Annotated in this window: 24 protein-coding genes and 1 pseudogene; 8 read left to right on the top strand and 17 right to left on the bottom strand. The window is 67.1% G+C overall.

Annotated features, from left to right (window positions below; genetic code table 11):
* Window positions 1–37 precede the first annotated feature (37 nt).
* Window positions 38–730, top strand: a complete 693-nt coding sequence (locus K1Y73_RS01285; RefSeq protein ID WP_225026102.1) for a type 1 glutamine amidotransferase — start codon at window positions 38–40, stop codon at window positions 728–730.
* Window positions 731–742: 12 nt separating this feature from the next.
* Here K1Y73_RS01285 and K1Y73_RS01280 read toward each other — a convergent pair whose 3' ends face one another.
* Window positions 743–1,744 (bottom strand): TDT family transporter, encoded by a 1,002-nt coding sequence (locus K1Y73_RS01280; protein ID WP_225026101.1) that lies wholly within the window; start codon window positions 1,742–1,744, stop codon window positions 743–745.
* Window positions 1,745–1,832: 88 nt separating this feature from the next.
* On the bottom strand, window positions 1,833–2,621 hold the full coding sequence (locus K1Y73_RS01275) for a phytanoyl-CoA dioxygenase family protein (protein WP_404819046.1): 789 nt from the start codon (window positions 2,619–2,621) through the stop codon (window positions 1,833–1,835).
* A 94-nt stretch (window positions 2,622–2,715) separates the two neighbouring features.
* Here K1Y73_RS01275 and speB point away from each other — a divergent pair, with 94 nt between their 5' ends.
* Window positions 2,716–3,678, top strand: a complete 963-nt coding sequence (gene speB, locus K1Y73_RS01270) for an agmatinase (RefSeq protein ID WP_225026100.1) — start codon at window positions 2,716–2,718, stop codon at window positions 3,676–3,678.
* Between the two features lie 42 nt (window positions 3,679–3,720).
* Here the strand turns inward: speB and K1Y73_RS01265 are convergent, their stop codons facing one another.
* The 5 genes from K1Y73_RS01265 to K1Y73_RS01245 form a co-directional block, all read right to left on the bottom strand.
* Window positions 3,721–4,806 (bottom strand): ABC transporter ATP-binding protein, encoded by a 1,086-nt coding sequence (locus K1Y73_RS01265; protein WP_225026099.1) that lies wholly within the window; start codon window positions 4,804–4,806, stop codon window positions 3,721–3,723.
* Window positions 4,807–4,822: 16 nt separating this feature from the next.
* Window positions 4,823–6,439: an alpha-amylase family glycosyl hydrolase gene (locus K1Y73_RS01260; protein ID WP_225026098.1), complete on the bottom strand. Its 1,617-nt coding sequence runs from the start codon at window positions 6,437–6,439 to the stop codon at window positions 4,823–4,825.
* A gap of 7 nt (window positions 6,440–6,446) precedes the next feature.
* The gene (locus tag K1Y73_RS01255) at window positions 6,447–7,586 is read right to left on the bottom strand and encodes a carbohydrate ABC transporter permease (protein WP_225026097.1); all 1,140 of its coding nucleotides are present in this window, start codon (window positions 7,584–7,586) and stop codon (window positions 6,447–6,449) included.
* Between the two features lie 15 nt (window positions 7,587–7,601).
* Window positions 7,602–8,825, bottom strand: coding sequence for a carbohydrate ABC transporter permease (locus tag K1Y73_RS01250; protein ID WP_225026096.1), 1,224 nt, complete (start codon window positions 8,823–8,825; stop codon window positions 7,602–7,604).
* A 93-nt stretch (window positions 8,826–8,918) separates the two neighbouring features.
* Window positions 8,919–10,265, bottom strand: a complete 1,347-nt coding sequence (locus K1Y73_RS01245) for an ABC transporter substrate-binding protein (protein ID WP_225026095.1) — start codon at window positions 10,263–10,265, stop codon at window positions 8,919–8,921.
* A 270-nt stretch (window positions 10,266–10,535) separates the two neighbouring features.
* Between K1Y73_RS01245 and K1Y73_RS01240 the strand changes: the two genes are divergently transcribed.
* From K1Y73_RS01240 to K1Y73_RS01230, 3 genes are read left to right on the top strand one after another with little or no spacing between them, the layout of a single operon-like run.
* Window positions 10,536–11,564, top strand: a complete 1,029-nt coding sequence (locus K1Y73_RS01240; RefSeq protein WP_225026205.1) for a LacI family DNA-binding transcriptional regulator — start codon at window positions 10,536–10,538, stop codon at window positions 11,562–11,564.
* Between the two features lie 59 nt (window positions 11,565–11,623).
* Window positions 11,624–12,955, top strand: a complete 1,332-nt coding sequence (locus K1Y73_RS01235) for a GH1 family beta-glucosidase (RefSeq protein ID WP_225026094.1) — start codon at window positions 11,624–11,626, stop codon at window positions 12,953–12,955.
* Between the two features lie 7 nt (window positions 12,956–12,962).
* Window positions 12,963–13,964 (top strand): glucokinase, encoded by a 1,002-nt coding sequence (locus K1Y73_RS01230; RefSeq protein ID WP_225026093.1) that lies wholly within the window; start codon window positions 12,963–12,965, stop codon window positions 13,962–13,964.
* An 85-nt stretch (window positions 13,965–14,049) separates the two neighbouring features.
* Here K1Y73_RS01230 and K1Y73_RS01225 read toward each other — a convergent pair whose 3' ends face one another.
* The 8 genes and pseudogenes from K1Y73_RS01225 to K1Y73_RS01195 all read right to left on the bottom strand — a co-directional run bounded on the left by K1Y73_RS01225 (window position 14,050) and on the right by K1Y73_RS01195 (window position 19,692).
* A complete protein-coding gene (locus tag K1Y73_RS01225) occupies window positions 14,050–14,703 on the bottom strand; it encodes an alpha/beta hydrolase (RefSeq protein ID WP_225026092.1) in 654 nt (217 codons plus the stop codon).
* Entirely contained in the window at window positions 14,700–15,263 is a 564-nt protein-coding gene (locus K1Y73_RS22155; RefSeq protein WP_404819047.1) for a DNA-3-methyladenine glycosylase family protein, read from the bottom strand. The genes K1Y73_RS01225 and K1Y73_RS22155 overlap by 4 nt, the downstream gene beginning before the upstream one ends.
* Before the next feature lie 321 nt (window positions 15,264–15,584).
* Window positions 15,585–15,746, bottom strand: a pseudogene (locus tag K1Y73_RS22085) (helix-turn-helix domain-containing protein); the annotation flags it as partial.
* A gap of 130 nt (window positions 15,747–15,876) precedes the next feature.
* Window positions 15,877–16,866 carry an ABC transporter substrate-binding protein gene (locus K1Y73_RS01215; protein WP_225026090.1) on the bottom strand — a complete coding sequence of 330 codons (990 nt, stop codon included), beginning with the start codon at window positions 16,864–16,866 and terminating at the stop codon, window positions 15,877–15,879.
* A gap of 52 nt (window positions 16,867–16,918) precedes the next feature.
* On the bottom strand, window positions 16,919–17,773 hold the full coding sequence (locus K1Y73_RS01210) for an ABC transporter permease (protein WP_225026089.1): 855 nt from the start codon (window positions 17,771–17,773) through the stop codon (window positions 16,919–16,921).
* Window positions 17,770–18,636, bottom strand: a complete 867-nt coding sequence (locus tag K1Y73_RS01205) for an ABC transporter permease (protein ID WP_225026088.1) — start codon at window positions 18,634–18,636, stop codon at window positions 17,770–17,772. The genes K1Y73_RS01210 and K1Y73_RS01205 overlap by 4 nt, the downstream gene beginning before the upstream one ends.
* Window positions 18,633–18,908, bottom strand: coding sequence for a hypothetical protein (locus K1Y73_RS01200; protein ID WP_225026087.1), 276 nt, complete (start codon window positions 18,906–18,908; stop codon window positions 18,633–18,635). The genes K1Y73_RS01205 and K1Y73_RS01200 overlap by 4 nt, the downstream gene beginning before the upstream one ends.
* Window positions 18,892–19,692 (bottom strand): ABC transporter ATP-binding protein, encoded by an 801-nt coding sequence (locus K1Y73_RS01195; protein WP_225026086.1) that lies wholly within the window; start codon window positions 19,690–19,692, stop codon window positions 18,892–18,894. Before K1Y73_RS01195 ends, K1Y73_RS01200 begins: the two co-directional genes overlap by 17 nt.
* Before the next feature lie 132 nt (window positions 19,693–19,824).
* Here K1Y73_RS01195 and K1Y73_RS01190 point away from each other — a divergent pair, with 132 nt between their 5' ends.
* Window positions 19,825–20,067 carry a hypothetical protein gene (locus tag K1Y73_RS01190; protein WP_225026085.1) on the top strand — a complete coding sequence of 81 codons (243 nt, stop codon included), beginning with the start codon at window positions 19,825–19,827 and terminating at the stop codon, window positions 20,065–20,067.
* 104 nt (window positions 20,068–20,171) lie between these two features.
* Here K1Y73_RS01190 and hydA read toward each other — a convergent pair whose 3' ends face one another.
* A complete protein-coding gene (hydA, locus tag K1Y73_RS01185) occupies window positions 20,172–21,623 on the bottom strand; it encodes a dihydropyrimidinase (RefSeq protein ID WP_225026084.1) in 1,452 nt (483 codons plus the stop codon).
* A gap of 84 nt (window positions 21,624–21,707) precedes the next feature.
* A complete protein-coding gene (locus K1Y73_RS01180) occupies window positions 21,708–22,961 on the bottom strand; it encodes a Zn-dependent hydrolase (RefSeq protein WP_225026083.1) in 1,254 nt (417 codons plus the stop codon).
* Between the two features lie 130 nt (window positions 22,962–23,091).
* On the opposite strand from K1Y73_RS01180, the gene K1Y73_RS01175 reads away from it, so the two are divergent.
* Together K1Y73_RS01175 and K1Y73_RS01170 are read left to right on the top strand one after the other, a co-directional pair.
* Entirely contained in the window at window positions 23,092–23,739 is a 648-nt protein-coding gene (locus K1Y73_RS01175) for a TetR/AcrR family transcriptional regulator (RefSeq protein ID WP_225026082.1), read from the top strand.
* A 381-nt stretch (window positions 23,740–24,120) separates the two neighbouring features.
* Window positions 24,121–24,576, top strand: a complete 456-nt coding sequence (locus tag K1Y73_RS01170; RefSeq protein ID WP_225026081.1) for a heme-degrading domain-containing protein — start codon at window positions 24,121–24,123, stop codon at window positions 24,574–24,576.
* The last annotated feature ends 77 nt before the right edge of the window (window positions 24,577–24,653 follow it).

Raw genomic sequence — 24,653 nt, 5'->3', positions numbered from 1 at the left:
GCGTGCAGATTGTGCCGCAGGGCAGCAGGGGCAGGACATGCGCGTCACCATCGTCGAGAACACCAGGATCACCCATCACGGCCAGGTCGGCGTGGCCCTGCACGAGGCGGCCGCGCGGATCGAGATTCTGCGCCCCTGGGCGGGCGAGCCGCTGCCGGCGACGCTGGCAAGCGATGCGCTGGTGGTCTTCGGGGGCGAGCAATCGGCGCTAGCCGACGACACCCATCCCTATCTGCCGCAGCTGGCCCGGCTGATGGCCGATGCGGCGGGCGCGGGCAAGGCGGTGCTGGGGGTCTGCCTGGGCGCACAGCTTTTTGCCCGGGGCCTGGGCGCGCGGAACGTCCTGGGCACGGCGCCGGAATTCGGCTGGTGCGAGGTCACGCGCAGCGACGTGCCCGATCCGCTGCTGGGCGCCCTGCCCCGCAGCTTTCCGATCTTCCAATGGCATTCCGACACGTTCACCCTGCCGCCGGGCGCCACAAGGCTGGCCGGATCGGCGCAGGCGGAAAACCAGTCCTTCCGCTTCGGCCGCGCGGGCTATGCGACGCAGTTCCATTTCGAAGCCTCGCGCGCCGTCGTCGCCGATTGGAGCCGGGAATTCCCCGATCTGGTCGAGCGGCTGTCGCCCGGCTGGCATGCCGCCCATCCGGCGCTTGCCGCGGGCCCGGGCCTGCAGGCCGATGCGCATGGGCTGGCGCTGGCGCGCGCCTGGGTCGGGCTGATCGGCTAGGGTCCCGCGCCCTCAGGCCGTGGCGGTGTTGGTCTTGCTGGCCAATTGCCCGCCCGGCCAAAGCTTCAGCACTTTCCAGGCGATCCAGGGCACCACCACCAGCGCCACGGCCAGAAGACCCACGCCCAGGCTGGACAAGGGGCCGCCCTGGCGCAGCATCGCCGTCGCAACGGCCGCCATCGGAAAGGTGAAAGCCCCCCAAAGCGGCGAGAAGCCCGCCGCGGTCAGCCAGCCCGACAGCAGCGCCATCAGCGCCGCCAGACCCAGCGCGGCAATCGCGAAGCCCAGGGCCATGCCCTCCATCCCGGTCAGCGCGGCCGAGGTGGCAAACAGGCTGGCCGGTGCCAGATGGATCGCCAGCATCGGCCGCAGCGGCGCCGGGGGAAAGCCGCGGATCAGCTGGGCCAGCGACACGCCCCAGATCGCCGCGGCGATCGGCAGGGTCAGCCAGATCAGCCCGCGGGCCAGCTCCATCTGCCCCAGCAGCGCCGCCGAGGGCGCGCCGATGATGAAGCCGGTAAAGATCAGGTGCCAGCCCGGGTTCACCACCCGCGTCTCGGCCGGCATCCGCGCCAGAACCCACAGCACGCACAGGGCCAGCGCCAGATGCAGGCCCAGTCCCACCGACAGCACCGCCACCGCAAATCCCGGCGCGAAGGGCGCCAGCAGGCCCGCCGCCGCCAGAAGTCCGGCCGTGCCGGCCGCCAGCCCCGACCGCGCCGGCATGACCTTCAGATCCTCCAGCAGCACGCCCGGCCGGCGGGCCAGCTTGGTGCCATAGGCCACCGCGCCAAAGACCCAGAACCCCAGCGCCAGCCCCGCGACCAGATCGCCGACCCCCGCCGGCAGGCCCAGCCGGTCCAGCCCCAGCCGCAGCGCCATGGCCAGGCCCAGAATCCCCAGCAGCACCGGAAAGATCGCCGGCGGCACCTTGGCGAAAACCGGCAGGCGCCGCGGCGGAAACTCGGGCGGCGGATAGGCTTTGGGGCGGAATCGTGCGGGCTCGATGGCCATGCGGGCTCTCCTTTGTTGCAGGGCATCCGATTGTGGCGGCCAAGGCAAGGGCCGCCATTGCCGCAGCCCCGCCACTGCCGACGCCGGATCAGAGCGGCAGAACCGGGAACCAGTCTTCGCGCAAGGGTTGGCCCGGCTGCATGCCATGACCCGGGAACGGCGGCGAGGTCGGCCCCGGCCGGTCGACATAGCGCGCATCATCGCCCACCAGTCGCAGCGAAAACGCCCGGCGCCGCGCCGTGGTGGTATTGCCGCGCGCGCCATGCAGGGTGCGGTAATGGAAGGCCACCGCATCGCCCGGCGCCATCTCCCATTCCAGAATGCGCATGCCTTCGGCCTCGGGATCGGGCACGGGCATGTAATCGTGATCGCCCGGGTAGAAATCGCTTTGCGACACCCAGCGGGTCGGCAGCACGTCCTTTTCCCACAGATGGCTGCCGGCAACGCAGCGCAAGGACGCCTCGCGCACCGGGTCCAGCGGCACCCAGAAGCTGACGGTCTGGCGCCCCTCGACAAAGTAATAGGGCCCGTCCGTATGCCAGGGCGTGGGCTTGGCGGTGCCCGGCTCTTTCACCAGCACATGGTCGTGGAACAGCTGCACCCGCTGCGATCCCATCAGCCGCGCCGCCGCCGCGGCCGCGCCCGAGCCGAAGATCGCGCGTTCGAATTCGGGGATGCGGGTCCAGTTGCAGTAATCGTCGAAGAAGCGCCCGGCCTCGCCCGGCTTCAGCGTCGCCATCTGCTGGGTGGGCGCGGCGATGTTCTTCTCGATCCCCGCCCGCAGCTCGTCGACCCAATCGGCAAACAGCCCGCGGATCACCACCGCGCCATCTGCCGCATAATCCCGCACCGTCTCGTCGCTGATCGCAACCATCATCCGCCCCCCCGTTTCGCCAGAAGCCTGCCCCGCGCCGCCGCGCTGGACAAGCCCCCACAGCCCACCCATTCTGCCTCGGCAAAGGAGAGCATGCATGAGCGGACATGGCTATGAGACCGGGCGGCTGAACCTGCCCTTCGTCGGGATTTCCACCTTCGGCAAGCGGCCCTACCAGCCGGATTGGGGCGCGATCTCGGCCGATGCGGCGATTCTGGGGGCGCCCTTCGATTTCGGCACCCAGTTCCGCGCCGGGGCACGTTTCGGGCCGCGCTCGATCCGCGAGGCCTCGACCCTGTTCTCCTTCGGCCATGCCGGCGCCTATGACCACGAGGACGACGCCACCTATCTGGGCCCCGAGGTGACGATCGTCGACATTGGCGACGCCGACATCGTCCATACCGACACCGAGAAAAGCCATGCCAATATCGAGGCGGGTGTGCGGGCGATCCTGAAGGCGGGCGCGCTGCCGGTGGTGCTGGGGGGCGACCATTCGGTGAACATCCCCTGCATCCGCGCCTTTGCCGATCAGGGCCCGATCCATATCCTGCAGATCGACGCCCATCTGGATTTCGTCGATATCCGCCATGGCGTGAAACATGGCCATGGCAATCCGATGCGGCGGGCGGCGGAAAGCGCGCATGTGACCGGGATCACCGCGCTGGGGATCCGCAATGTCAGTTCAACCGCCAAGGACGGGTACGAGGCCGCCCGCGCCATGGGCGACGATTTCCTGTCGGTGCGCCAGGTGCGCAAGCTGGGGGTCGAGGGCGTGATGGCGCGCATCCCCGCCGGAGCGCGGCTTTACGTGACGATCGACATTGACGGCTTCTGCCCCTCGATCGCGCCCGGAACCGGCACGCCCTCGCATGGCGGGTTCCTGTATTACGAAGTGCTTGAGATCCTGCAGCAAGTGGCGAAGCGGCATGAAGTGGTGGGGATGGATCTGGTCGAGGTGGCGCCGGATTACGACCATTCGGGATCAACCGCGATCCTGGCCGCGCAGGTGCTGCTGAACTTCCTGGGCTTCGTCTTCCATGCCCGCAAGGCGGGCGGCTAGGCCCGCAGCAGTGCTGTGGCGCCGGGGGGTCCGCCCCCGGCCCTAGCGATACAGAAGCGACCGGCCTTCGGCGAAGAGATGCACCTTTGCCGGATCGGCGCCCAGCCGCACCTCTTGCCGGCGCAATTCGGGCCGGATGCCGGGCAGTTTGGCGATCACCGGATGGGCGGTGCCGTCGGGCTTCAGATACAGAAGCGTGACTTCGCCCAGGGCTTCGGTGATCTCGACCGGGCCGTGGAAGATCGGAGTACCTTCGGTTTCGTGCAGGTCTTCGGGCCGAACCCCCACATTCACCGTCCGCCCCAGATCGCCGGGTTGCGTCGGCACATGCGACCGCGCCATGCCGCCATTCGCCAGCTTGACCACCGTCTCGGCCCCGGTTTCCACCACCTCGCCCGGGGTCAGGTTCATCGCCGGGCTGCCGATGAACTGCGCCACGAATTCATTCTCGGGCCGCTCGTACAGATCCAGCGGCGTGCCGACCTGGGCGATGCCGCCGCCGGCCAGGACAACGATGCGCGAGGCCAGCGTCATCGCCTCGACCTGATCATGGGTCACATAGATCATCGTCGAGTCGGGCATCTGTTCCTTCAGCTGCGCGATCTCGATCCGCGTCGCCACCCGCAAGGCGGCATCCAGATTCGACAGCGGCTCGTCGAAGAGATAGACCTTCGGCGCCCGCACGATGGCCCGGCCGATGGCAACGCGCTGGCGCTGCCCGCCCGACAGCGCCTTCGGCAGCCGGTCGAGATAGGGCGTCAGCTGCAGCATCTTCGCTGCCTTGTCGACCGCCGCCGCGATCTCGGCCTGGCTTTTGCCGGCCAGTTTCAGCGCGAAGGCCATGTTGTCGCGCACGGTCATATGCGGGTAAAGCGCATAGCTTTGGAACACCATGGCGATGCCGCGCTGGGCCGGCGGCACGTCGTTCATCCGCTGGCCGTCGATGTGGAAATCGCCGCCGGTGATCTGTTCCAGCCCGGCGATCATCCGCAGAAGCGTGGATTTCCCGCACCCCGAGGGGCCGACGAAAACGATCAGCTCGCCCTTCTGGATCTCAAGGTCGATGCCCGACAGAACCTTGACCTCGCCATAGGCCTTCTCGACCCCTTTCAGCACCAGATCCGCCATCGTCCCCTCCCCCTTCTCAGACCTGCCGCGCCAGGACAAAGCCCCAGCCCGGCAGATCGACCGTTCCCGTCGCAGCATCGACCCCGCCCAGGTCTTGCGCAAGGGCCTGCCAGCGGCCCTCGGGCAGGGTCACCCGCGCCGCGGCTTCGCCCAGGTTGAAGGCGCAAAACAGCGTCTCGTCGCCCAGGCGCTGAAACTGCACCACATCGCCCTGCGCGGCGATGCCCGTCATGCCGCCGGTGCGCAGCGCCTGATGGGCGCGGCGGAAGGCCAGAAGACGGCGGTAATGCGCCAGCATCGACCCCGCGCCCCCCTGCGCCGCCACCGCCCGCGGCAGATGCGCCGGGCTGACCGGCAGCCAGGACCTTTCGGCCGTGGTGAACCCACCCTGCCGGTTGTCCTGCTGCCAGACCATCGGCGTGCGGCAACCGTCGCGGCCCTTGAATTCGGGCCAGAATTCGATCCCGTAAGGGTCCTGCAGGTCTTCGAAGGCGATCTCGGCCTCGGGCAGGCCCAGTTCCTCGCCCTGATACAGGCACAAAGAGCCGCGCAAGGTCGCCAGCAGCACCGCATAGCAGCGCGCGCCCTGGTCGCTCAGCCCCCAGCGGGTGATGTGGCGCACCACGTCATGGTTCGAGGCCGACCAGCAGGGCCAGGCATCGGGCGCCTCGGCGGCCAGCTGGTCGAAGACCGAAACCAGATCGGCCGCAGTGACCCGGGCCGGCTGCAACAGCTCGAACGGATAGCACATCTGCACCTTGTCGCCACCACTGGTATATTCGGCCATGATCTGCAGGCCCCGCTCGGCATCGCCGACCTCGCCCACCGCGGCCGCGCCGTAAGGCGCCAGCCGCGCCCTGAATTTTCGCAGAAAATTCAAATTCTCCGGCCGAGATTTGTCGAAGAGATGCATCTGGTGATTGTAGGGGTTCACCTTCGGCGCAGTGCGGTCGTTGCGGTCCTCGACCGGCAGGCCGGGATTGTCGCGCAGATACTTGTCGTGGAAGTAGAAGTTGATCGTGTCCAGCCGGAACCCGTCGACCCCGCGCTTCAGCCAGAATTCGGTCGCATCCAGCACCGCGGCCTGCACCTCGGGGTTGTGGAAGTTCAGGTCGGGCTGCGAGGTCAGGAAATTGTGCAGGTAATACTGCTCGCGCCGCGCATCCCAGGCCCAGGCCGAACCGCCGAAGATCGACAGCCAGTTCGTGGGCGGGGTGCCGTCCAGCTTCGGGTCGGCCCAGACATACCAGTCGGATTTCGGATTGGTGCGGTCGCGGCGGCTTTCGGCGAACCAGGGATGCCGGTCTGAGGTGTGCGAGATCACCAGGTCGATCATCACCCGCACGCCCAGATCATGCGCCCGCGTCACCAGCGCGTCGAAATCCGAAAGCGTGCCGAACATCGGATCGACGTCGCAGTAATCGCTGACATCGTAGCCGAAATCCTTCATCGGGCTTTTGAAGAAGGGCGAAATCCAGATCGCATCGGCCCCCAGGGCCGCGACATGATCCAGCCGCGCGGTGATGCCCGGCAGGTCGCCGATCCCGTCGCCATTCGAATCCTGAAAGCTGCGGGGATAGATCTGGTAGATGACGGCGCCGCGCCACCAGTCGGGGTCTTTTTGCAGTGTCATGTCTTTCTCACTTGACGGAACCGGCCAGAAGCCCGCGCACCAGGAACCGCTGCATCGAGAAGAACACGAGCAGCGGAACCGCGATGGACACGAAGGCCGAGGCCGAAAGGATCTCCCAGTCGCCTCCCCGCGACCCCATGAGGTTGACCAGGTTCCCGGTCAGCACCAGCTTGTCATTGTCGGTGCCCAGAAAGACCATCGCGACCAAAAGGTCGTTCCAGGTCCACAGGAACTGGAAGATGGCGAATGAGGCCAGCGCCGGGAAGGACAGGGGCAGGATGATGCGGATGAAGATCTGGAATTCGGTCGCGCCATCCACCCTGGCATTCTCGATGATGTCCTTGGGCAGGCCGACCATGTAATTGCGCAGCAGATAGATCGCCAAAGGCAGGCCGAAGCCGGTATGGGCCATCCAGATCGACAGATAGCCTTTGCCGATGCCGATCCAGTTGTGGAACTGCAGCAAGGGGATCAGCGCCAGCTGCAGCGGTACGACCAGCAGCCCGACGATGAAGGCAACCAAGAGCGCGCGGCCCGGAAACTCCATCCAGGCCAGCGCATAGGCCGCGAAGGCGGCCACCAGGATCGGGATCACCGTTGCCGGGATCGCCACGGTCAGCGTGTTCAGGAAGGCCTGGCCGATCGACTGGCCGGCCAGGGGCGAGAACAGCACGTTGCGGTAGTTCTGCAGGGTGAATTCCGGCGGGGTCGAGGCGGTGGTGAAGACCCGCGGCAGGCGCTGATCCGCCAGGCTGGCGGGTGAGGTCAGGCTGAAATCGCCGTTCTCCTGCACGGTCAGGCGCAGCCCGTCCGCCAACTCGGCCGTGTCGCCGGGCGCATGGGCCTCGGGCTCGCGCGAGGAGGTGCCCCAGGCGCTGATCGCCCCGCCCTTTCCACCGTAAAGATTGCCCGAGATCGCAAAGACCCCGTCCTGCGCGACTTCGGTTCCCGCAATGCGGATCGCGGGCTGCTGCGCCTCTTGCGCCGACAGCGCCTGCCACCAGCCCGAGGACACGATCTGATCTCCGGTGCGGAAGCTTGACACCAAAAGCCCCACGACCGGCAGAACCCAAAGCAGCACCAAGGCCAGAACCGACAGATGCACGGCCCAAAGCAGCGCGGGTTTCTTGCCGACGATATTGTCCATCTGCCCCGTGCCCCCTCAGCGCATCTCGCGGCGCGCGTTCCAGACGTTCCACACCAGGATCGGCGTCACCAAGGCCATGATCACCATGGCGGCGGCGGCGCCCATGCCCCAGTCGAAGGCGCGGAACAGCTTGTCATACATGTAATTGGCCAGAACCTGCGTCTCCCACTGGCCATTGGTCATCGCATAGACGATGTCGAAGACCTTCAGCACGGTGATGGTGATCGTGGTCCAGACCACGACGATCGTGCCCACGATCTGCGGTACCTTGATGCGGAAGAAGATCTGGAACGGGTTCGCCCCGTCCAGCACCGCCGCCTCGATCGTATCCTCGGGCACGCCGCGCAGCGCGGCCGACAGGATCACCATGGCAAAGCCGGTCTGGATCCAGATCAGCACCGCCATCAGGAAGAAGTTGTTCCAATAGGGGATCTGCAGCCAGGCCTGCGGCTGGCCATAGGGAAGATCGGCCGTGGCGATCCCATAGGCCCAGCTGGCCAGTTCGATGACCAGAAACACCGCCACCGCCGCGCCGATCACCCGACCGACCCGGATCCACGCCGTCTCGTCCCGCCGGCGCCACAGCGGACGCAGCACCAGCCATCCCAGATAGGCGAAACCCGCGATCAGCGAGACCACCAGCGCGAAGGGCAGCAGCTGCAAGATCAGGACCGAGCCGATCCCGCCTTCCGCCTTCAGCCAAAGCGCGTTCAGGATGCCGATCTGCGGCAGGTTCGCCTCGCGCGTGTCATAGATCAGCTTGAAGATCACGCTGGCGCCGACGAAGGAAATCGCCATCGGCATGAAGATCAGCGACTTGGCCAGATTGCCCCAGCGGATGCGATCGGTCAGCTGGGCCGCGAGAAGGCCAAAGCCGGTGGCCGCGGCCGGCACCACGATCAGCCACAGAAGGTTGTTGCCCAGGGCTTCGGTGAATTTCGGCTCATGCGCCATCTTGGCGTAATTCGCCAAGCCCACGAATTGGCCGGCCTGGTTCAGCAGCGACCGCCAGAAGGTCGCGAAGACCGGATAGGCCAGATACAGGGTCAGCGCCGCCAGGGCCGGGGCCAGGAACAGCCAGGGCCGCACCAGATTGGCGCGGTTGATGTTGCGCCCGGCCTGTGGCCCGCGCGCCGGAAACAGGACTTTGTCCAGGATCAGATTCGAGGCGTAGAAATATCCGACGCAGCCGCCGACGCCGCCAAGGATCACCAGGATCGCCTGCAAGGCAGGATGCATTTCGCCCTCCGCATGCGCTGTTTCGCGACGGCCGCGGCCCGGGGGGCATCCTGCACGCCCCGGGCCGCGTCCCGCATCACACCCTGAAAGGGCTTATTTCGGCCAGCTGGCCTGGATCGCGTCGGCCACCTCTTGCGCCGACTTGCCGCCGACGAAATCGACCATGCCGGTCCAGAACGACCCCGCGCCCACCGCGCCCGGCATCAGATCCGAGGCGTCGAAACGGAAAGTCGTGGCATTCAGCAGGATCTCGCCCATCTTCTTCATCGTCGGATCGCCGTAAAGATCGGCATTCACCGTCTTCATCGGGGTCAGGAAGGATTTCTGCGCCATCCAGACCTCATGCGCGATCGGCGTCTTCAGGAATTCGATGAAGGCGCGGCTCGCATCCGAATCCTTGGTGATGAAGGCCAGCGTGCCCGCGCCCAGCACCGGCTTGCCCAGATCCTTGCCGGCATAGGCGGGCATGTAGAAGAAATCCGCATCCGTGCCGACCTGCGTGCCCTCGGGGAAGAACGAGGGGATGAACGAGGCCTGATGGTGCAGGTAGCATTGCGGCGGCGAGGTGAACAGGCCCTTGGGGCTGTCGCGGAAATCGGTCGAGGTCACGGCCGAGGCGCCGCCCGCCACATTGGCATCGGTCTTGGCGAACCAGCCGAATTCCTCGATCGCGCCCACGACTTCGGGGCTGTTGAACGGCAATTCGTTCGACACCCATTGGTCATACAGATCGGCCGGCTGGGTGCGCAGCATCAGGTCTTCGACCCAGTCGGTCGCGGGCCAGCCCGTGGCCCCGCCCGAGCCCAGGCCGATGCACCAGGGCGTGCCGCCATCGGCCACGATCTGCTCGGTCAGCGCCTTCAGATCCTCCATCGTCTCGGGGATCTCGTAGCCCGCATCCTCGAAATTCTCGGGCACGTACCAGACCAGCGATTTCACGTCGATCTTATAGGGAAATGCATACAGCGCCTTGGTCCCGTCGGGGCCGGCAAAAGACCCCAGCCCGACCCAGCTGTCGCCGGCGGCATAGTTCTGCGCCAGCCAGTCCTGGGTTTCCTGGCCAAGCGCCGTGACCTTGCCCTTCTTCACCAGATCGGCGATCAGCCCCGGCTGCGGCAGGATGGCGATGTTCGGCGGGCTGCCGGCTTCGGTGTCGATGACGATCTGCTGCTCGTAGCTTTCGGACGAGGAATAGTTGACCTTCACCCCGGTCGCCGCGGCGAAATAGGCGAAAACCGATTCCGCCAGGACCTGATCCTCGCCGCGCCAGGGCCCGAAGATGGTCAGGGTCTGGCCGTCCAGATTGTTCGCCGCGTCAAACGCCTTGTAGCTGTCCCAGTTGAAGGCGCCCTCGCCCACCGGGAACACCAGATCCTGCGCAAGCGCGGCGCCCGACAGAAGCGCCAGCGTGGCGGCACTGGCGGTCAGCATCCGTTTCATCATCCATCCTCCCCTGCGCCGGACTGTCCGGCGACCTGTCCTGAAATCCGGCGGCGTCACGGTTCTACGGCCCGCCAGGCGGGATTCGAACTCAAACCGCTTTGGGACAAAACCCTTGCTGATCCGCCCCCCCAAGTCAAACCGAAACCGCCTTTGCACCTGCAGAAACACGCCATTCCGCAGCCGCATCGCCGCGGCGCTTTGGCTTTGACTTGCCGACCCAGCCGGGTAATGTCGGACGGATTGAAACCGTTTTGGATGCCGCCCGCGATGAATCTGAAGGAACTCGCCACCAAACTGGGCCTGTCGCCCACCACGGTGTCGCGCGCCCTGAACGGCTACCCCGAGGTGAACGAGGCCACGCGCGAACGCGTCATGGCCGCGGCGAAGCGGCACAATTACCGCCCGAACACCCGCGCGATCCGCCTGGCCACCGGCCGTGCCATGGCGGTGGGCCATGTCATCCCGATCGCCAGCCGGCACGAGATCGTCAACCCGGTCTTCGCCGATTTCATCGCCGGCGCGGGCGAGGTCTACAGCCGCAACGATTATGACATGGTGCTGTCCGTCGTGCCCGACGCGCAAGAGGAACCCACCTATCGGCTGCTGCGCGCCAAGGGCAATGTCGATGGCGTCATCGTGCATGCGCCGAAGATGGACGATCCGCGCATCGCGCTTCTGCATGAAATCGGCCTGCCCTTCGTGGTGCATGGCCGCGCCTCGGGCTGCAGCCTGCCCTACCCTTGGGTCGATGTGAACAACCGCCGCGCCTTCCAGCGCGCGACCGAGTTTCTGCTGGATCTGGGCCATCGCCGCATCGCCCTGCTGAACGGGCTGGAATTCATGGATTTCGCCATGCGCCGCCGCGGCGGCTATGCCGATGCGCTGGCCGCCCGCGGCCTGGCCGAGGACCCTGCGCTGATGGTCTCGGAAGAGATGACCGAGGTTGCGGGCCACCGGGCCGGGCTGCGCATGCTGGCCCTGCCCGATCCGCCCACCGCCTTCCTGGCCTCGTCGATGATCCTTGGCATGGGGCTGCGCCGCGCCTGCGAAGACCGGGGGCTGCGCCTGGGCCGCGATGTCAGCGTGATCATCCATGACGACGATCTGTCCTACATGAAGAACGGCGAGGATGTGCCGATCTACACCGCCACGCGATCCTCGGTGCGCGAGGCCGGGCGGATCGCGGCCGAGATGCTGCTGTCGCTGATCTCGGGCAACCTGACCGAAGTGCCGACCCGGCTTCTGGAGGCCGATTTGATCATCGGCCAGTCCACCGGGCCCGCGCCCGCCCGCTGATCGCCCCTGCCGCCGCCCCTGCCGCCTGCCCTGCCCCTGCTGCCCCGAAAGGTCCACCCATGCTGCCCGCCCGTTCCCAGTTTCCCGAGGGTTTCCTGTTCGGCACCGCCACCTCGGCCTATCAGATCGAGGGCCACGGCTTTGGCGGCGCGGGGCGCACCCATTGGGACGATTTCGCAGCCACCCCGGGCAATGTGGTTCGGGCCGAAACCGGCGCGCGGGCCTGCGACCATTACCACCGCTGGCCCCAGGATCTGGACCTGATCCGCGACGCCAATCTGGACGCCTATCGCTTTTCGGCCTCTTGGGCGCGGGTCCTGCCCGAGGGGCGCGGCACGCCCAATCCCGAGGGCCTGGATTTCTACGACCGGCTGGTCGATGGCATGCTGGAGCGCGGGCTGAAGCCGGCGCTGACGCTGTATCACTGGGAACTGCCCTCGGCGCTGGCCGATCTGGGCGGCTGGCGCAACCGCGACATTGCCGGCTGGTTCGCCGATTATACCGACGTGCTGATGCGCCGGCTGGGCGACCGGACCTGGTCGGTCGCGCCGATCAACGAGCCGTGGTGCGTGGCCTGGCTGTCGCATTTCATGGGCGTGCATGCGCCGGGGGTGCGCGACATCCGCGCCGCCGCGCGGGCGATGCACCATGTCCTTCTGGCGCATGGCCGCGCGATCCAGACCATGCGCGGGCTGGGCGTGCAGAACCTGGGCGCGGTCTGCAATCTGGAATGGGCCGATCCGGTCGATGACACGCCCGAAGCCGCCGCCGCCGCCGCGCGCTATGATGCGATCTACAACCGCTGGTTCCTGGGCGGCATCTTCAACGGAGCCTATCCCGATCTGGCGCTGGAGGGCCTCGCGCCGCATCTGCCCCAGGGCTGGCAGGACGACATGGAAACGATCTCGACCCCGGTCGACTGGTGCGGGTTGAATTATTACACCCGCAAGCTGATCGGGCCCGATCCCGGCCCCTGGCCGCATTTCGCCGAAATCGACGGCCCGCTGCCCAAGACCCAGATGGGCTGGGAGATCTACCCACAGGGGCTGGAGAAGTTCCTGCTGCGCTGCGAGGCCGAATATTCCCGCGGCCTGCCGGTCTATATCACCGAAAACGGCATGGCCTCGGCCGAAGTGCCGGTGGTCGAGGGCACGGTCGACGACCCGGAACGGGTCGATTACCTGGCGCTGCATCTGGCGGCGGCGCAACGCGCGCTGGCGCAGGGGGTGAACCTGAAAGGCTATTTCATCTGGTCGATGCTGGACAATTACGAATGGTCCTTGGGCTATGAAAAGCGCTTCGGCCTGGTGCATGTCGATTTCGACAGCTTGCAGCGCAGCCCCAAGGCCTCGTATCACGCTCTGGCCCGGGCGCTGGCCCGCAACCGCTGAGGGGATGATGGCGCTGAACCTTCTGGCCGATCTTGGCGGCACCAATACCCGCGTGGCGCTGGCCGAGGGCGCCCAGGTGCGCCCCGACACGATCCGCCGCTATCCCAATGCCGAATACAAGGCCCGCGGCCAGGACATCGCGCAGATCCTGCGCGATTACCTGGCGGTGACCGGAGCCGAGGTCGAGGGCGTCTGCGTCGCCGCCGCGGGCCCGGTGGAAGACGGCGTGGCGCGGATGACCAATCTGGATTGGGTGATGGATGGCGACAAGCTGCGCGCGGCCTCGGGCGCGCAGCGGGTGGCGATCCTGAACGATCTGCAGGCGCAGGGCCATGCGCTGGGCCATGTCGCGGCGGCCAATCTGCGGGTGGTGATCGAGGGGCCGCAGAAGCCGGGCGGGTCGATGCTGGTCGTGGGTCTGGGCACCGGGGTCAATGCCGCGCCCGTGCATGGGCATGGCGCGATGCGGATCGTGCCGGCCTCGGAGTGCGGGCATGTGAACCTGCCGGTGCGCTGCGAGGAAGACCTGCGGCTGATGCGCTTTGTCGAGGATCTGCTGCGCGCGCGCGGCGAGGCCCCGCATTGCGGCGCCGAAGAGGTGCTGGCGGGCCGGGGTCTGGGCCATCTCTATGCCTTTGCCGCCGCCGAGGCGGGGGCGGCCGGAGGGCCGCAATCGGCGGGCGCGCCCGGCGGGCCGCAATCGGCCGAGGTGCTGGCGCTGTTGCAGGCGGGCGATCCGATCGCCACCCATGCCGCACAGCTTTATGTGCGGATCCTGGCGCAATATCTGGCCGATCTGGCGCTGGTGCATCTGCCCTGGGGCGGGCTTTATCTGATCGGCGGCATGTCGCGCGCCCTGACGCCCTGGTTCGCGCCCTTCGGCCTGACCGAGGGGTTCCGCGAAAAGCGCCGGGTCGATCTGCTGACCCGCGATTTCGCGGTCAGCGTGGTCGAGGACGATTACGCCGCGCTGACCGGCTGCGCGGCCTGGCTGGAGGCTTTGGCCTAAGGTCCTGGCCTTCGGTGCCTGTGGCCGAGGCCGGGGGTTTTGCACCCCCGGACCCCCGCAGGATATTTTTGCAGAGAGGAAGGCGTCAGGCCGGAAGGCGATCCTTCAGGAAGCTCATCGCGACGCCCAGCCCGTCGGGTGCGATGCCATGGCCGGTGCCCTTCATCACATGGGCATAGGTTTCGAAGCCCGCATTGACCAGCGCATTGCCGGCCAGGCCCATTTCCTGGAACGGCACCACCGGATCCTGATCGCCATGCACCAGCAGCACCGGCGGCTTCACCCGCGATTCGCCGATCAGCAATTCGGGCGCCAGCAGCCGGCCCGAGATCGCCACCACCGCCGCGACGGGATCGGGGCGGCGCGGGGCGATCTGCAGGCTCATCATCGCGCCCTGCGAGAAGCCCACCAGCGCCAGGGCCGAGGCCGGCAGGCCGGTTTCGGCCAGACGCGCGTCCAGAAAGGCATTCAGGTCTTCGGCTGCGGCCAGCAGCCCGGCCCGCGCCTCGGCCTCGGTCGAGCCGTCCATGCGCGGGATCGGAAACCATTGCCGGCCGAACGGATTGCCGCGGCAGGGTTCGGGCGCATCGGGGGCAAGGAATTGCGTGCCGGGCAGATGCGGCGCCAGGGGTTCCGCCAAGCCCAGAAGATCGGCGCCATCGGCACCATAGCCATGCAGGAAGACCACCAGCGAGGTCGGGGTCTCGGCGCCTTGCCGACCGAATTGCAGCTCTCTCATGTCCTGATCCCTTCCCGGTTCTTCGCCTGACGGTAGTAGGCCCAGAGCGCCCGGGCCGCAACCGCGCGCCAGGGGCTCCAGTCTTCGGCCATCGCCCTGAGCGCCCGTTCCGAGGGCCGTTCGGGCAGATCGAAGACCAGCCGCGCGGCCTCCTGCAGCGCCAGATCGCCCGGCGCGAAGACATCGGCGCGGCCAAGGGCGAACATCGCATAGATCTCGGCCGTCCAGCGCCCGATCCCCGGCAGCGCCACCAACCCCGCCACCACCGCGCCATCGGGCGTGGTGCGCAAGGCGGCGTAATCCAGCCGCGCCCGCGCCAGCGCCCGCGCCGCATCCGAGGCAAGCCCCTCGATCTCGGCCGCGATCGCGGCCGCGCCGGGCGCGGTCTCGGCCTCGTCCAGATGCCAGCCGCGCGCCGAAAGCCAGGCCTCGGCCTCGTCCTGCGGCGTGGCCAGCCCCTCTTCGGGCCGGGTTTCCGACCGGTCCAGATAGGCCACCAGCGCCTCGGCCCCCTGGGCCAGCCTTTCGCTGTCGGCGTAGAGATTGCCGTGAAAGCGCAGGCGCCAGTCAGGGTCGATGTCTTCGGTCTCGGCCAGGATCGCCGCGGTCGCCCGCACCCCGGACAGGGCCGACAGCAGTTCATGCAGCGCCGCCGACAGATGCGGATCATGGCTGAGCCGGTCGTTCAGCGCCGAGACCGCGCGCTCCAGCGCCGCGACCCGGCCCTGCAAGCCGCCCGCCAGCGCCGCCCAGCCCGGGAAGCGCGCGATCAGCTCGTCAATCCGGTCAAGTTCCGCCCCCGCCCCCGGCAAGGCCGCCGCCGCCGCCCGCAGGTCCTCGGCCAGCGCCCCCGCCGTCGCATCGCCCAGCGCGGCCGGGTCGGTCCCCAACGCCGCCGCCAGCCGCGCCAGAACGGGCGGCGTCACATTGCGCCGGTTATGCTCGATCAGGTTCAGATAGCTGGGCGAGACGCCCGCCGCCTCGGCCAGATCGGCCTGCTTGATCCCCGCCGCCAGCCGCCTTTCGCGCAGCCTTGTGCCCACCAATGCCGAAAGCGCCACGATCCCCTCCGCGTTGCAAAGGAATTTACAAGGACACCCCCGGGTTTACAAAGGAAAAGGGGGCCCATCGGCCCCCTTAACCGCAGCGTGAAAGGCGCTGTCCGTCAGGTGCTTACTCGGTCAAAGCCTTGTCCGAGATGTCATGCGTCCAGGCCATGCCTTCAGGCGCCTTGGTGATCGCCGGGTTCTCGGGCGAGACGGCGGCCAGAAGCGAGGCCACGGTCGCGTCGAAATCGGCCGGGTCCAGCGCACCATTGCCGCCCGCGGTCAGCTTGGCCACTTCGCTCATCATGTATTTCTGATGGTCCAGCGTCTGCGCGCCCGATTCATCATTGTCGATCACGATCTGCGCGGCTTCATCGGGGTTCGCCTCGGCATATTTCCAGCCCTTCATCGAGGCGCGGACGAATTTCACCATCGTCTCGGCAAAGGCCGGGTCCTTCAGCTTCTCTTCCATCACATAAAGCCCGTCTTCCAGCACGACGACGCCCTCTTCGCGATAGACGAAGGTGGTCAGTTCCTCGGGCTTGATCCCGGCATCCAGCACCTGGCCATATTCGTTATAGGTCATGACCGAGATGCAGGCCGCCTGCTTCTGCAGCAGGGCATCGACGTTGAAGGCCTGTTTCAGCACCGTCACGCCCCCGGCCGAGCCATCGGTGGCCAGGCCCAGCTTGGCCATCCAGGCATAGAACGGGTATTCGTTGCCATAGAACCAGACGCCCAGCGTCTTGTCCTTGAAGTCGTCGGTCTTCTCGACGCCCATGTCCTTGCGGCAGGTCAGCTCCAGCCCGCCGGTCTTGAACGGCTGGGCGATGTTGACCAGCGGCACGCCGCGTTCGCGCGCGGCCAGCGCCGCCGGCATCCAGGTGGTGATCACATCGGCCCCGCCCGAGGCGATGACCTGTTCCGGCGCGATGTCGGGCCCGCCCGGCTTGATGGTGACGTTCAGACCCTCTTCCTCGTAGAAGCCCTTGTCCTTGGCGACGTAATAGCCGGCGAACTGGGCCTGGGTGACCCATTTCAGCTGCAGCGTCACATCTTCGGCCTGGGCCGCGCCCGCCATCAGGGCCAGAAGACCCGCGGTCAGCAGTTTCTTCATCGTCTCACCTCCATGTTGCCGCCCGGCCGGTTCAAGCCGCCGGGTCAGGGTTTCAGTTCCGCTGCGAGGGATGCCAGAAGGTCACCCCCGCCTCGATCAAGGCAATCAGCCCGTAAAAGGCCGAGCCGGCCAGCGCCGCCACCGCGATTTCGGCCCAGACCAGTTCCAGATTCATCACCCCCGCCGCGGTCGAGATCCGGAACCCCATGCCGAAGACCGGGCTGCCGAAATATTCGGCCACAATGGCCCCGATCAGCGCCAGCGAGGCCGCGATCTTCAGGCCGTTGAAGACGAAGGGCATGGCGGCGGGCAGGCGCAGCTTCCACAGGCTTTGGCCATAGCTTGCCCCCCAGGTCGCCATCAGGTCGCGCTGCATCCGCTCGGCCGAGGCCAGGCCCGCGACCACATTGACCAGCATGGGAAAGAACACCATGGCCACGACCACCGCCGCCTTCGACTGCCAGCCGAAGCCGAACCAGGTCACCAGGATCGGCGCCAGGCCGATGATCGGCAGGGCGGCCACGAAATTGCCCACCGGCAGCAGGCCCGCGCGCAGGAAGGGCACCCGGTCGCAGATCACCGCCACGACCATCGCCGCCCCCGTGCCGATCAGGAAGCCGCTCAGCGCGCCCTTCAGCACGGTCTGCACGAAATCGGCCCACAGGATCTCGGGCGAGGCTGCAATCTTCGCCGCAATGGCCGAGGGCGCGGGCAGGACGACGGGTTCCACCAGACCGGCGCGGCAGATCGCCTCCCACATCACCAGAAGCGTGGCGCCGAACAGCACCGGCACCATCACCCGCACCGCGCGGCTGCGCCGCATCGGGCCATTGGCGGCCGCCACATTCAGCCCCCAGGCCAACGCCCAGAAACCGAAGGCCAGGATCAGGATCATCGCGCCGCTCATGCCCTGACCCCCATCCGGCTATTGGCCAGCCGCTCGACCGTTCCGACGGCGACGATCAGCAGCCCCGCCAGGATGGCGCTGGCGAACAGTGCGGCCCAGGTGATCAGCGGCTCGCCGAACTGGCTGCCGATCAGCATCCGCGCGCCCAGGCCCTCGACCGCGCCGGTCGGCAATTCGCCGACGATCGTGCCCACCAGCGCCGCCGCGACCGAAACCTTCAACGAGGCGAAGAAATAGGGCATCGAGGCGGGAAGCCGCAGCCGGAAGAAGGTTTGCGCCTCGGTCGCGCCCCAGGTCTTCAGCAGGTCCAGCTGCATCTGGTCGGGCGCGCGCAGCCCCTTCACCATCGAGACCAGCACCGGAAAGAACGACAGATAGGCCGCAATCACCGCCTTGGGCACTTCGCGCCCCTCGATCCCCAGCTTGTTCGACATGGCCAGGATCATCGGCGCGATGGCCACGATCGGCACGGTCTGGCTGATGATCGCCCAGGGCATCAGCGACAGGTCCATCACCCGGAAGCGCACGATCGCCATGGCCAGGCCCACCCCCAGCACGATGCCCAGCGCAAAGCCCCACATCGTGCCGCGGAAGGTGACATAGCCATGATAGACAAGGCTTTTCTTCGAGGTCACCGCCTGGGCCGTCAGCCCCTCCCACAGTTTCGCCGCCACCTGATGCGGCGGCGGCAGCACCGGCCGGGCCTGCGCCATCGTGTCTGACACCAGCGCGCCGAAGCCTAGGCTGCGCCCCTCGCGCGCGGCCTGGTCATAGGCCCAGGGCGCGTTCATCCAGACGGTGGCAAGATACCAGATCGCCAGGATCCCCAGGATCACCGAAAGAACAGGCAGGGCGCGGGTCATTTCGGCTTCTTCCTGTAATCCTTGCCGCGGTTCAGCCCCCATTCGTTGACCCGGTGGTGATTGCGCCTCAGCCAGACCCAGTCTGCCCACAGCGCAAGCGGCGTGACGATCAGGAAGATCAGCGGCACCAGCGGCACCAGCGGGCTGCCGCCGGTGAAGACCAGCCTGGAATGGAAGGCGATGGCGATCACCCCCAGCAGCGCGGTCATCAGCGTCGCCCGGATGCGCCAGGCCTTGCCGATCCAGGGCGGCAGGTCAGACTTCATCGCCATGCCCCGCCCGCAGCCCTTCGCGCACGCGATGGGCGATTTCGATGAACTGGCTGGAATCGCGGATGTCCAGCGGCCGCTCACGCGGCAGCGGGCTGTCGATCACATCGGTGATCCGGCCCGGACGCGGGCTCATCACCACGATCTTGGTCGACAGATAGACCGCCTCGGGGATCGAATGGGTCACGAAACCGATGGTCTTGCCGGTGCGCGCCCAAAGCTTCAGCAGCTCTTCATTCAGCCGGTCGCGGACGATTTCATCCAGCGCGCCGAAGGGTTCGTCCATCAGCAGGATATCCGCATCGAAGGCCAGCGCCCGCGCGATCGAGGCGCGCTGCTGCATGCCGCCCGACAATTGCCAGGGAAATTTCTTGCCGAAGCCCGACAGGTCGACCAGGTCAAGCACCCGCTCGACCCGCTGGGTCTGCTCGGCCTTGGAAAAGCCCATGATCTCCAGCGGCAGGCGGATATTGCCGGCAATCGTGCGCCAGGGATAAAGCCCCGCGGCCTGGAAGACATAGCCATAGGCCCGCTTCCGCCGCGCCTCGTCCGGGGTCATGCCGTTCACGGTCAGGCGGCCCGCGGTCGGATGTTCCAGGGCGGCGATGCAGCGCAGGAAGGTGGTCTTGCCGCAGCCCGAGGGCCCGATGAAGGAAACGAAATCCCCCTTTCCAATGGAAAGATTAACGTCCTTCAGCGCCTGCACCGGCCCGTCGGCGGTCTGGAACACCAGATCCAGCGCCTCGGCCTCGATCACCGGCGGGGCGATATTCAACGTGTCCTTCATCTGCGCTCCAAACCCTGTCGTCCCGCCGTCATGCCCATGCCGTCACCCCTTCACGCGCCCGTCGCGCAACCCTGCCATCGTGCCGTCCGTGCCGCTCTGCCACCGCACCCCATCCCGCCTTGGAGCCCCGCCATGCTGATGACCACCGCCTTCGCCCCCAACGCCGAAGACTTTGCCGATCCCTGGTTCGACCTGTCCGGCCGCCTTGCCGCCCTTGCCGGCCCCGAAGACGACGAGACCCCGGAAGACCTTGACGAGGACGAAGCGGAAGAGGTCGAGGACGGCGAAGACGAAGACCCCGAAGAAGACGAAGACGAAACCGAAGACGACGATTTCGAAGACCAGGACGAAGACGACGCGGTCGAGCAGGCCTGAGCCGCGCCTGTCCGCAACGCCCCCTGTGCCGGGCCGGGCGACCGCCGGCACAACCCCGTCTGCCCTTGACCTTGCCGCCCCCCGCGCATCTGCCCGGCGTCCCGTCAGACGCCCGAGGCCGGAATGCCCTCACGGGCAATGGGCCGGGGGTTCGTCAGCGCCTTCCAGGTCGACAGCGCCTGCCCGACCGGCATCCCCGGCGGGCGGGCCACGAATTTGCCATGGCCCTCGGCACTGGTCAGCGCCCCATCGGTCACCGCCACATGGCCGCGGCTCATCACATAGCGCGGCAGACCCTTCACGACCTTGCCCTCGAAGACGTTGTAATCAATCGCCGATTGCTGGCTGCCGGCCGAGATCACCTTCTCCTTCTCGGGATCCCAGACCACCAGATCGGCATCGGCGCCGACCAGAACCGCGCCCTTCTTCGGATAGCAGTTCATGATCTTGGCGATATTGGTCGAGGTCACGGCGACGAATTCGTTCATCGTGATCCGCCCGGTATTCACCCCATAGGTCCAAAGCATCGGCATCCGATCCTCAAGCCCGCCGGTCCCGTTCGGAATCCGGGTGAAATTGCCCAGCCCGAAGCGTTTCTGTTCGGTGGTGAAGGCGCAATGGTCGGTGGCCACGCAAGACAGCGTGCCCGAGGCCAGCCCGGCCCAAAGACTGTCCTGATGCTTCTGATTGCGGAAGGGCGGCGACATGACGCGCCGCGCGGCATGATCCCAGTCGGGGTTGAAATATTCGCTTTCATCCAGCGTCAGATGCTGGATCAGCGGCTCGCCCCAGACCCGCTTGCCGTTCATCTTGGCGCGCCGGATCGCCTCATGCGCCTCTTCGCAAGAGACATGCACCACATAAAGCGGCACCCCCGCCATATCGGCGATCATGATGGCGCGGTTCGTGGCCTCGCCTTCCACCTGGCTGGGCCGCGAATAGGCATGCGCCTCGGGCCCCACATTGCCTTCGGCCAGAAGCTTGGCCGACATCTCGGCCACGATATCGCCATTCTCGGCATGGACCAGCGGAATGGCCCCCAATTCGGCGCAGCGCTTGAACGAGGCGAACATCTCGTCATCGTTCACCATCAGGCTGCCCTTGTAGGCCATGAAATGCTTGAACGTGTTGATGCCGCGTTCCGTGACGGCTTTCATCTCGTCAAAGACCTGCTCGCCCCACCAGGTCACGGCCATGTGGAATGAGTAATCGCAATGCGCGCGGGCGGATTTGTTGTCCCACATCTTCAGCGCATCCAGCATCGACTGGCCGGGGTTCGGCAGGGCGAAATCCACCACCATCGTGGTCCCGCCCGCCAGCGCCGCCCGCGTGCCAGAATCGAAATCGTCGCTGGAATAGGTGCCCATGAAGGGCATCTCCAAGTGCGTATGCGGGTCGATGCCGCCGGGCATGACATAGCAGCCCGCCGCATCCAGCACCCGGTCGCCCTTCAGCCCCGGCCCGATGGCGATGATCTGCCCGGCCTCGACCAGCACATCCGCCTTGTAGGTCAGATCGGCGGTAACCACCGTGCCGCCCTTGATGACTGTGCTCATCTTTCCCTCCCTGCGGACCGGGCCCGCTTTTCATCTGTCGATAAATATCCCGGGGGTCCGGGGGCTGGCCCCCGGCCCTCTCGGTCACGCGACCAGTTCGGCCGTCTCCAGCACCGCATGCAGCAGCACATCCGTGCCCGCCGCCGCCCAGGCCAAAGAAATCTCCTCGGCCTCGTTATGCGAAAGCCCGCCGACACAGGGGCAGAAGATCATCGTCGTCGGCGCCACGCGGGCCGCCCAGCAGGCGTCATGGCCCGCGCCCGAGACGATATCCATATGCGAATAGCCCAGCTTTTCCGCCGCGGCGCGCACATTGGCCACCAGATCGGGGGCGAAGGTCACAGGGTCGAAATGCCCCACCGGCTCGACCGCGCAGCCGACGCCCAGCGCGTCGCAGATCTTCGCGGCCTCGGCCTCGATCTTCGCCCGCATCCGGTCCAGCTTGGCCTGATCCACGGTGCGGATATCGACGGTGAACACCACCTGCCCCGGCAGCACGTTGCGCGAATTGGGGCTGAAGGTCACCTGCCCCACGCCACCCACCGCATTGGGCTGGTTCTCCAGCGCCACGGCCTGCACCATCTCGAAGATCCGCGCCATGGCCAGACCGGCATTCACGCGCATGTCCATCGGCGTCGATCCGGTATGCGCCGCCCGCCCCGTCAGAGTGAATTCCAGCCACCACAGGCCCTGGCAATGGGTGACGACGCCGATATCGCGGCCCTGCGCCTCAAGGATCGGGCCCTGTTCGATATGCAGCTCGTAATAGGCATGCATCTTGCGCGCGCCGACGGCTTCATCGCCGACCCAGCCGATCCGTGCCAGTTCCTCGCCAAAGGCCTTGCCGTCAAGATCGCGCCGGGCCTTGGCGTAATCTTCGGTATGGACGCCCGCGAAAACGCCCGAGGCCAGCATGGCCGGCGCGAAACGCGCGCCTTCCTCATTCGTCCAATTGGTGATGACGATCGGATGCCGGGTCTTCACCCCCAGATCGTTCAGGCTGCGCACCACCTCCAGTCCCGCCAGCACCCCCAGCACGCCATCGTATTTGCCGCCGGTGGGCTGGGTGTCCAGATGGCTGCCGATATAGACCGGCAGCGCGTCGGGGTCTTCGCCGGCCCGGGTCATGAACATGTTGCCCATCGTGTCGACGCCCATGCTCAGCCCCTCGGCCTCGCACCAGCGCCGGAACAGATGGCGGCCCTCGCTGTCGGCATCGGTCAGGGTCTGGCGGTTGTTGCCACCCGCCACGCCGGGGCCGATCTTGGCCATCTCCATCAGGCTGTCCCACAGCCTTTCGCCATTGATGCGCAGATTCTCGCCAGCCGCAGCCGTCATCGCTTCCGTCTCCCTGTCGCTGTGGGGCGTCGTTTGTCCGCACCCCTTGCCGCGACTCATTTCCTGACCGTATGGTCAGGGAACACGCGACCACACCCTGACCAAGGGGTCAACGGAAATCCCGCCGCCCATGGACGCTTCCCCCCCCGTTCCCCCGCTTCCCCAGGGCCGCCGCAGCGCGATCCGGCGCGAGAATGAGCGGCTGATCCTGATCGCGGCCGAGAAGGTCTTCGCCGAGGCGGGCTTCGGCGGCGCGACGATGCAGCTGATCGCCGACCGTGCCGGCCTGCCCAAGGCGAACCTGCATTACTATTTCGCCACCAAAGAGGATCTGTACCGCCGGGTGGTCGAGACGATCTTCACCATCTGGCTGCGCGCGGCCGAGGCCTTCGACCAGGCCCCCGATCCCGCCACCGGCATTGGCGCCTATATCGCGGCGAAGATGCGCATCTCGCGCGATCATCCCTATGGGTCCAAGGTCTGGGCGTCCGAGGTGATGCATGGCGCGCCGGTGATCCAGGATTACCTGGAAACCACGCTGCGCAGCTGGACCGAGGGCCGGATCGCCGCGATCCGGCGCTGGATCGACGAGGGCCGGATGGCGCCGATCGACCCGCGGCATCTTCTGTACATGATCTGGGCCACGACCCAGCATTACGCCGATTTCACCCATCAGATCGAAACGCTGAACGGCGGCAAGCCCCTGTCCGACCGGCAATGGAAGGCCGCAACCGACAGCGTGACCGCGATCATCCTGCGCGGGATCGGCGCGGCCTGACCATACGGGCGTATGGCGCATACGGGCGTATGGAGCGTTCGTGCGTATGGCGCATACGGGCGTATGGGGAATGCGGGCGTATGGGCCGGCGGGGCGTCGGGCGCATAGGGCAGGTTTGCGCTGCCAGATCTTGCGTCGCCAGATCACGTCGCTCTGCGCAGGCGCCCCCCGCGTCGTCACCGATGCTTTCACCAAAGCGGTCCGGGCGACCCACTCCTGCACCTGGCGATCCGCGCCTTGCACAGCGCCGCCCAGCTTGGCCCCGCGCCGCCATGCCTGTACCTTCCCCGCAGCTGCGCTAACCTGCGCGCGACGTGGCGCAAGGCCGGCGTCGACCGCCTGCCCGCCGCCTTGCCGCAAGACTGATCTTTAGGAGCCCAAATGGACGCCGCCGCACTGGAAGCCGAATTCGCCAGCCTGACCCTGCCCCGCTTCGCCGAGGCCGAAGCGCTTGCCCTGGGCGGGATCGCCTGCGAGCGCGCGCTGGCGGCCGGCGCGCCGGTGGTGATCGACATCCGCACCGGCACGCGCATCCTGTTTCACGCCGCCCTGCCCGGATCGACACCGCTGAACGATCTGTGGATCGCGCGCAAATCGGCCACGGCGCTGCTGTTCCAGCTGCCCTCGCTGCTGGTCGGCCAGCGCAATCGCGACAAGGGGGAAACGCTGGCCCGGCACGGGCTTGCGCCCGAAACCCATGCCGATCATGGCGGCGCGCTGCCGATCCGCGTGGCGGGCTGCGGCATGGTCGCCTGCCTGACCGTCTCGGGCCTGCCGCAGGCCGAGGATCACGCCCTGGCCGTGGCCGCGCTGCGCGCCCTGGCCGCGACACTTTAACCCGGCGCGGCGGCGCAGCATTTGACCCTGCCGGGCAGGATTGCTTAACTGGGCGGCAGAAAACGAACGATCCCGAG

Origin of the sequence: Xinfangfangia pollutisoli (assembly GCF_020179405.1) — a bacterium.
GTDB classification, from domain to species: domain Bacteria; phylum Pseudomonadota; class Alphaproteobacteria; order Rhodobacterales; family Rhodobacteraceae; genus Pseudogemmobacter; species Pseudogemmobacter pollutisoli.
This window is presented reverse-complemented; position numbering and strand designations above follow the sequence as displayed.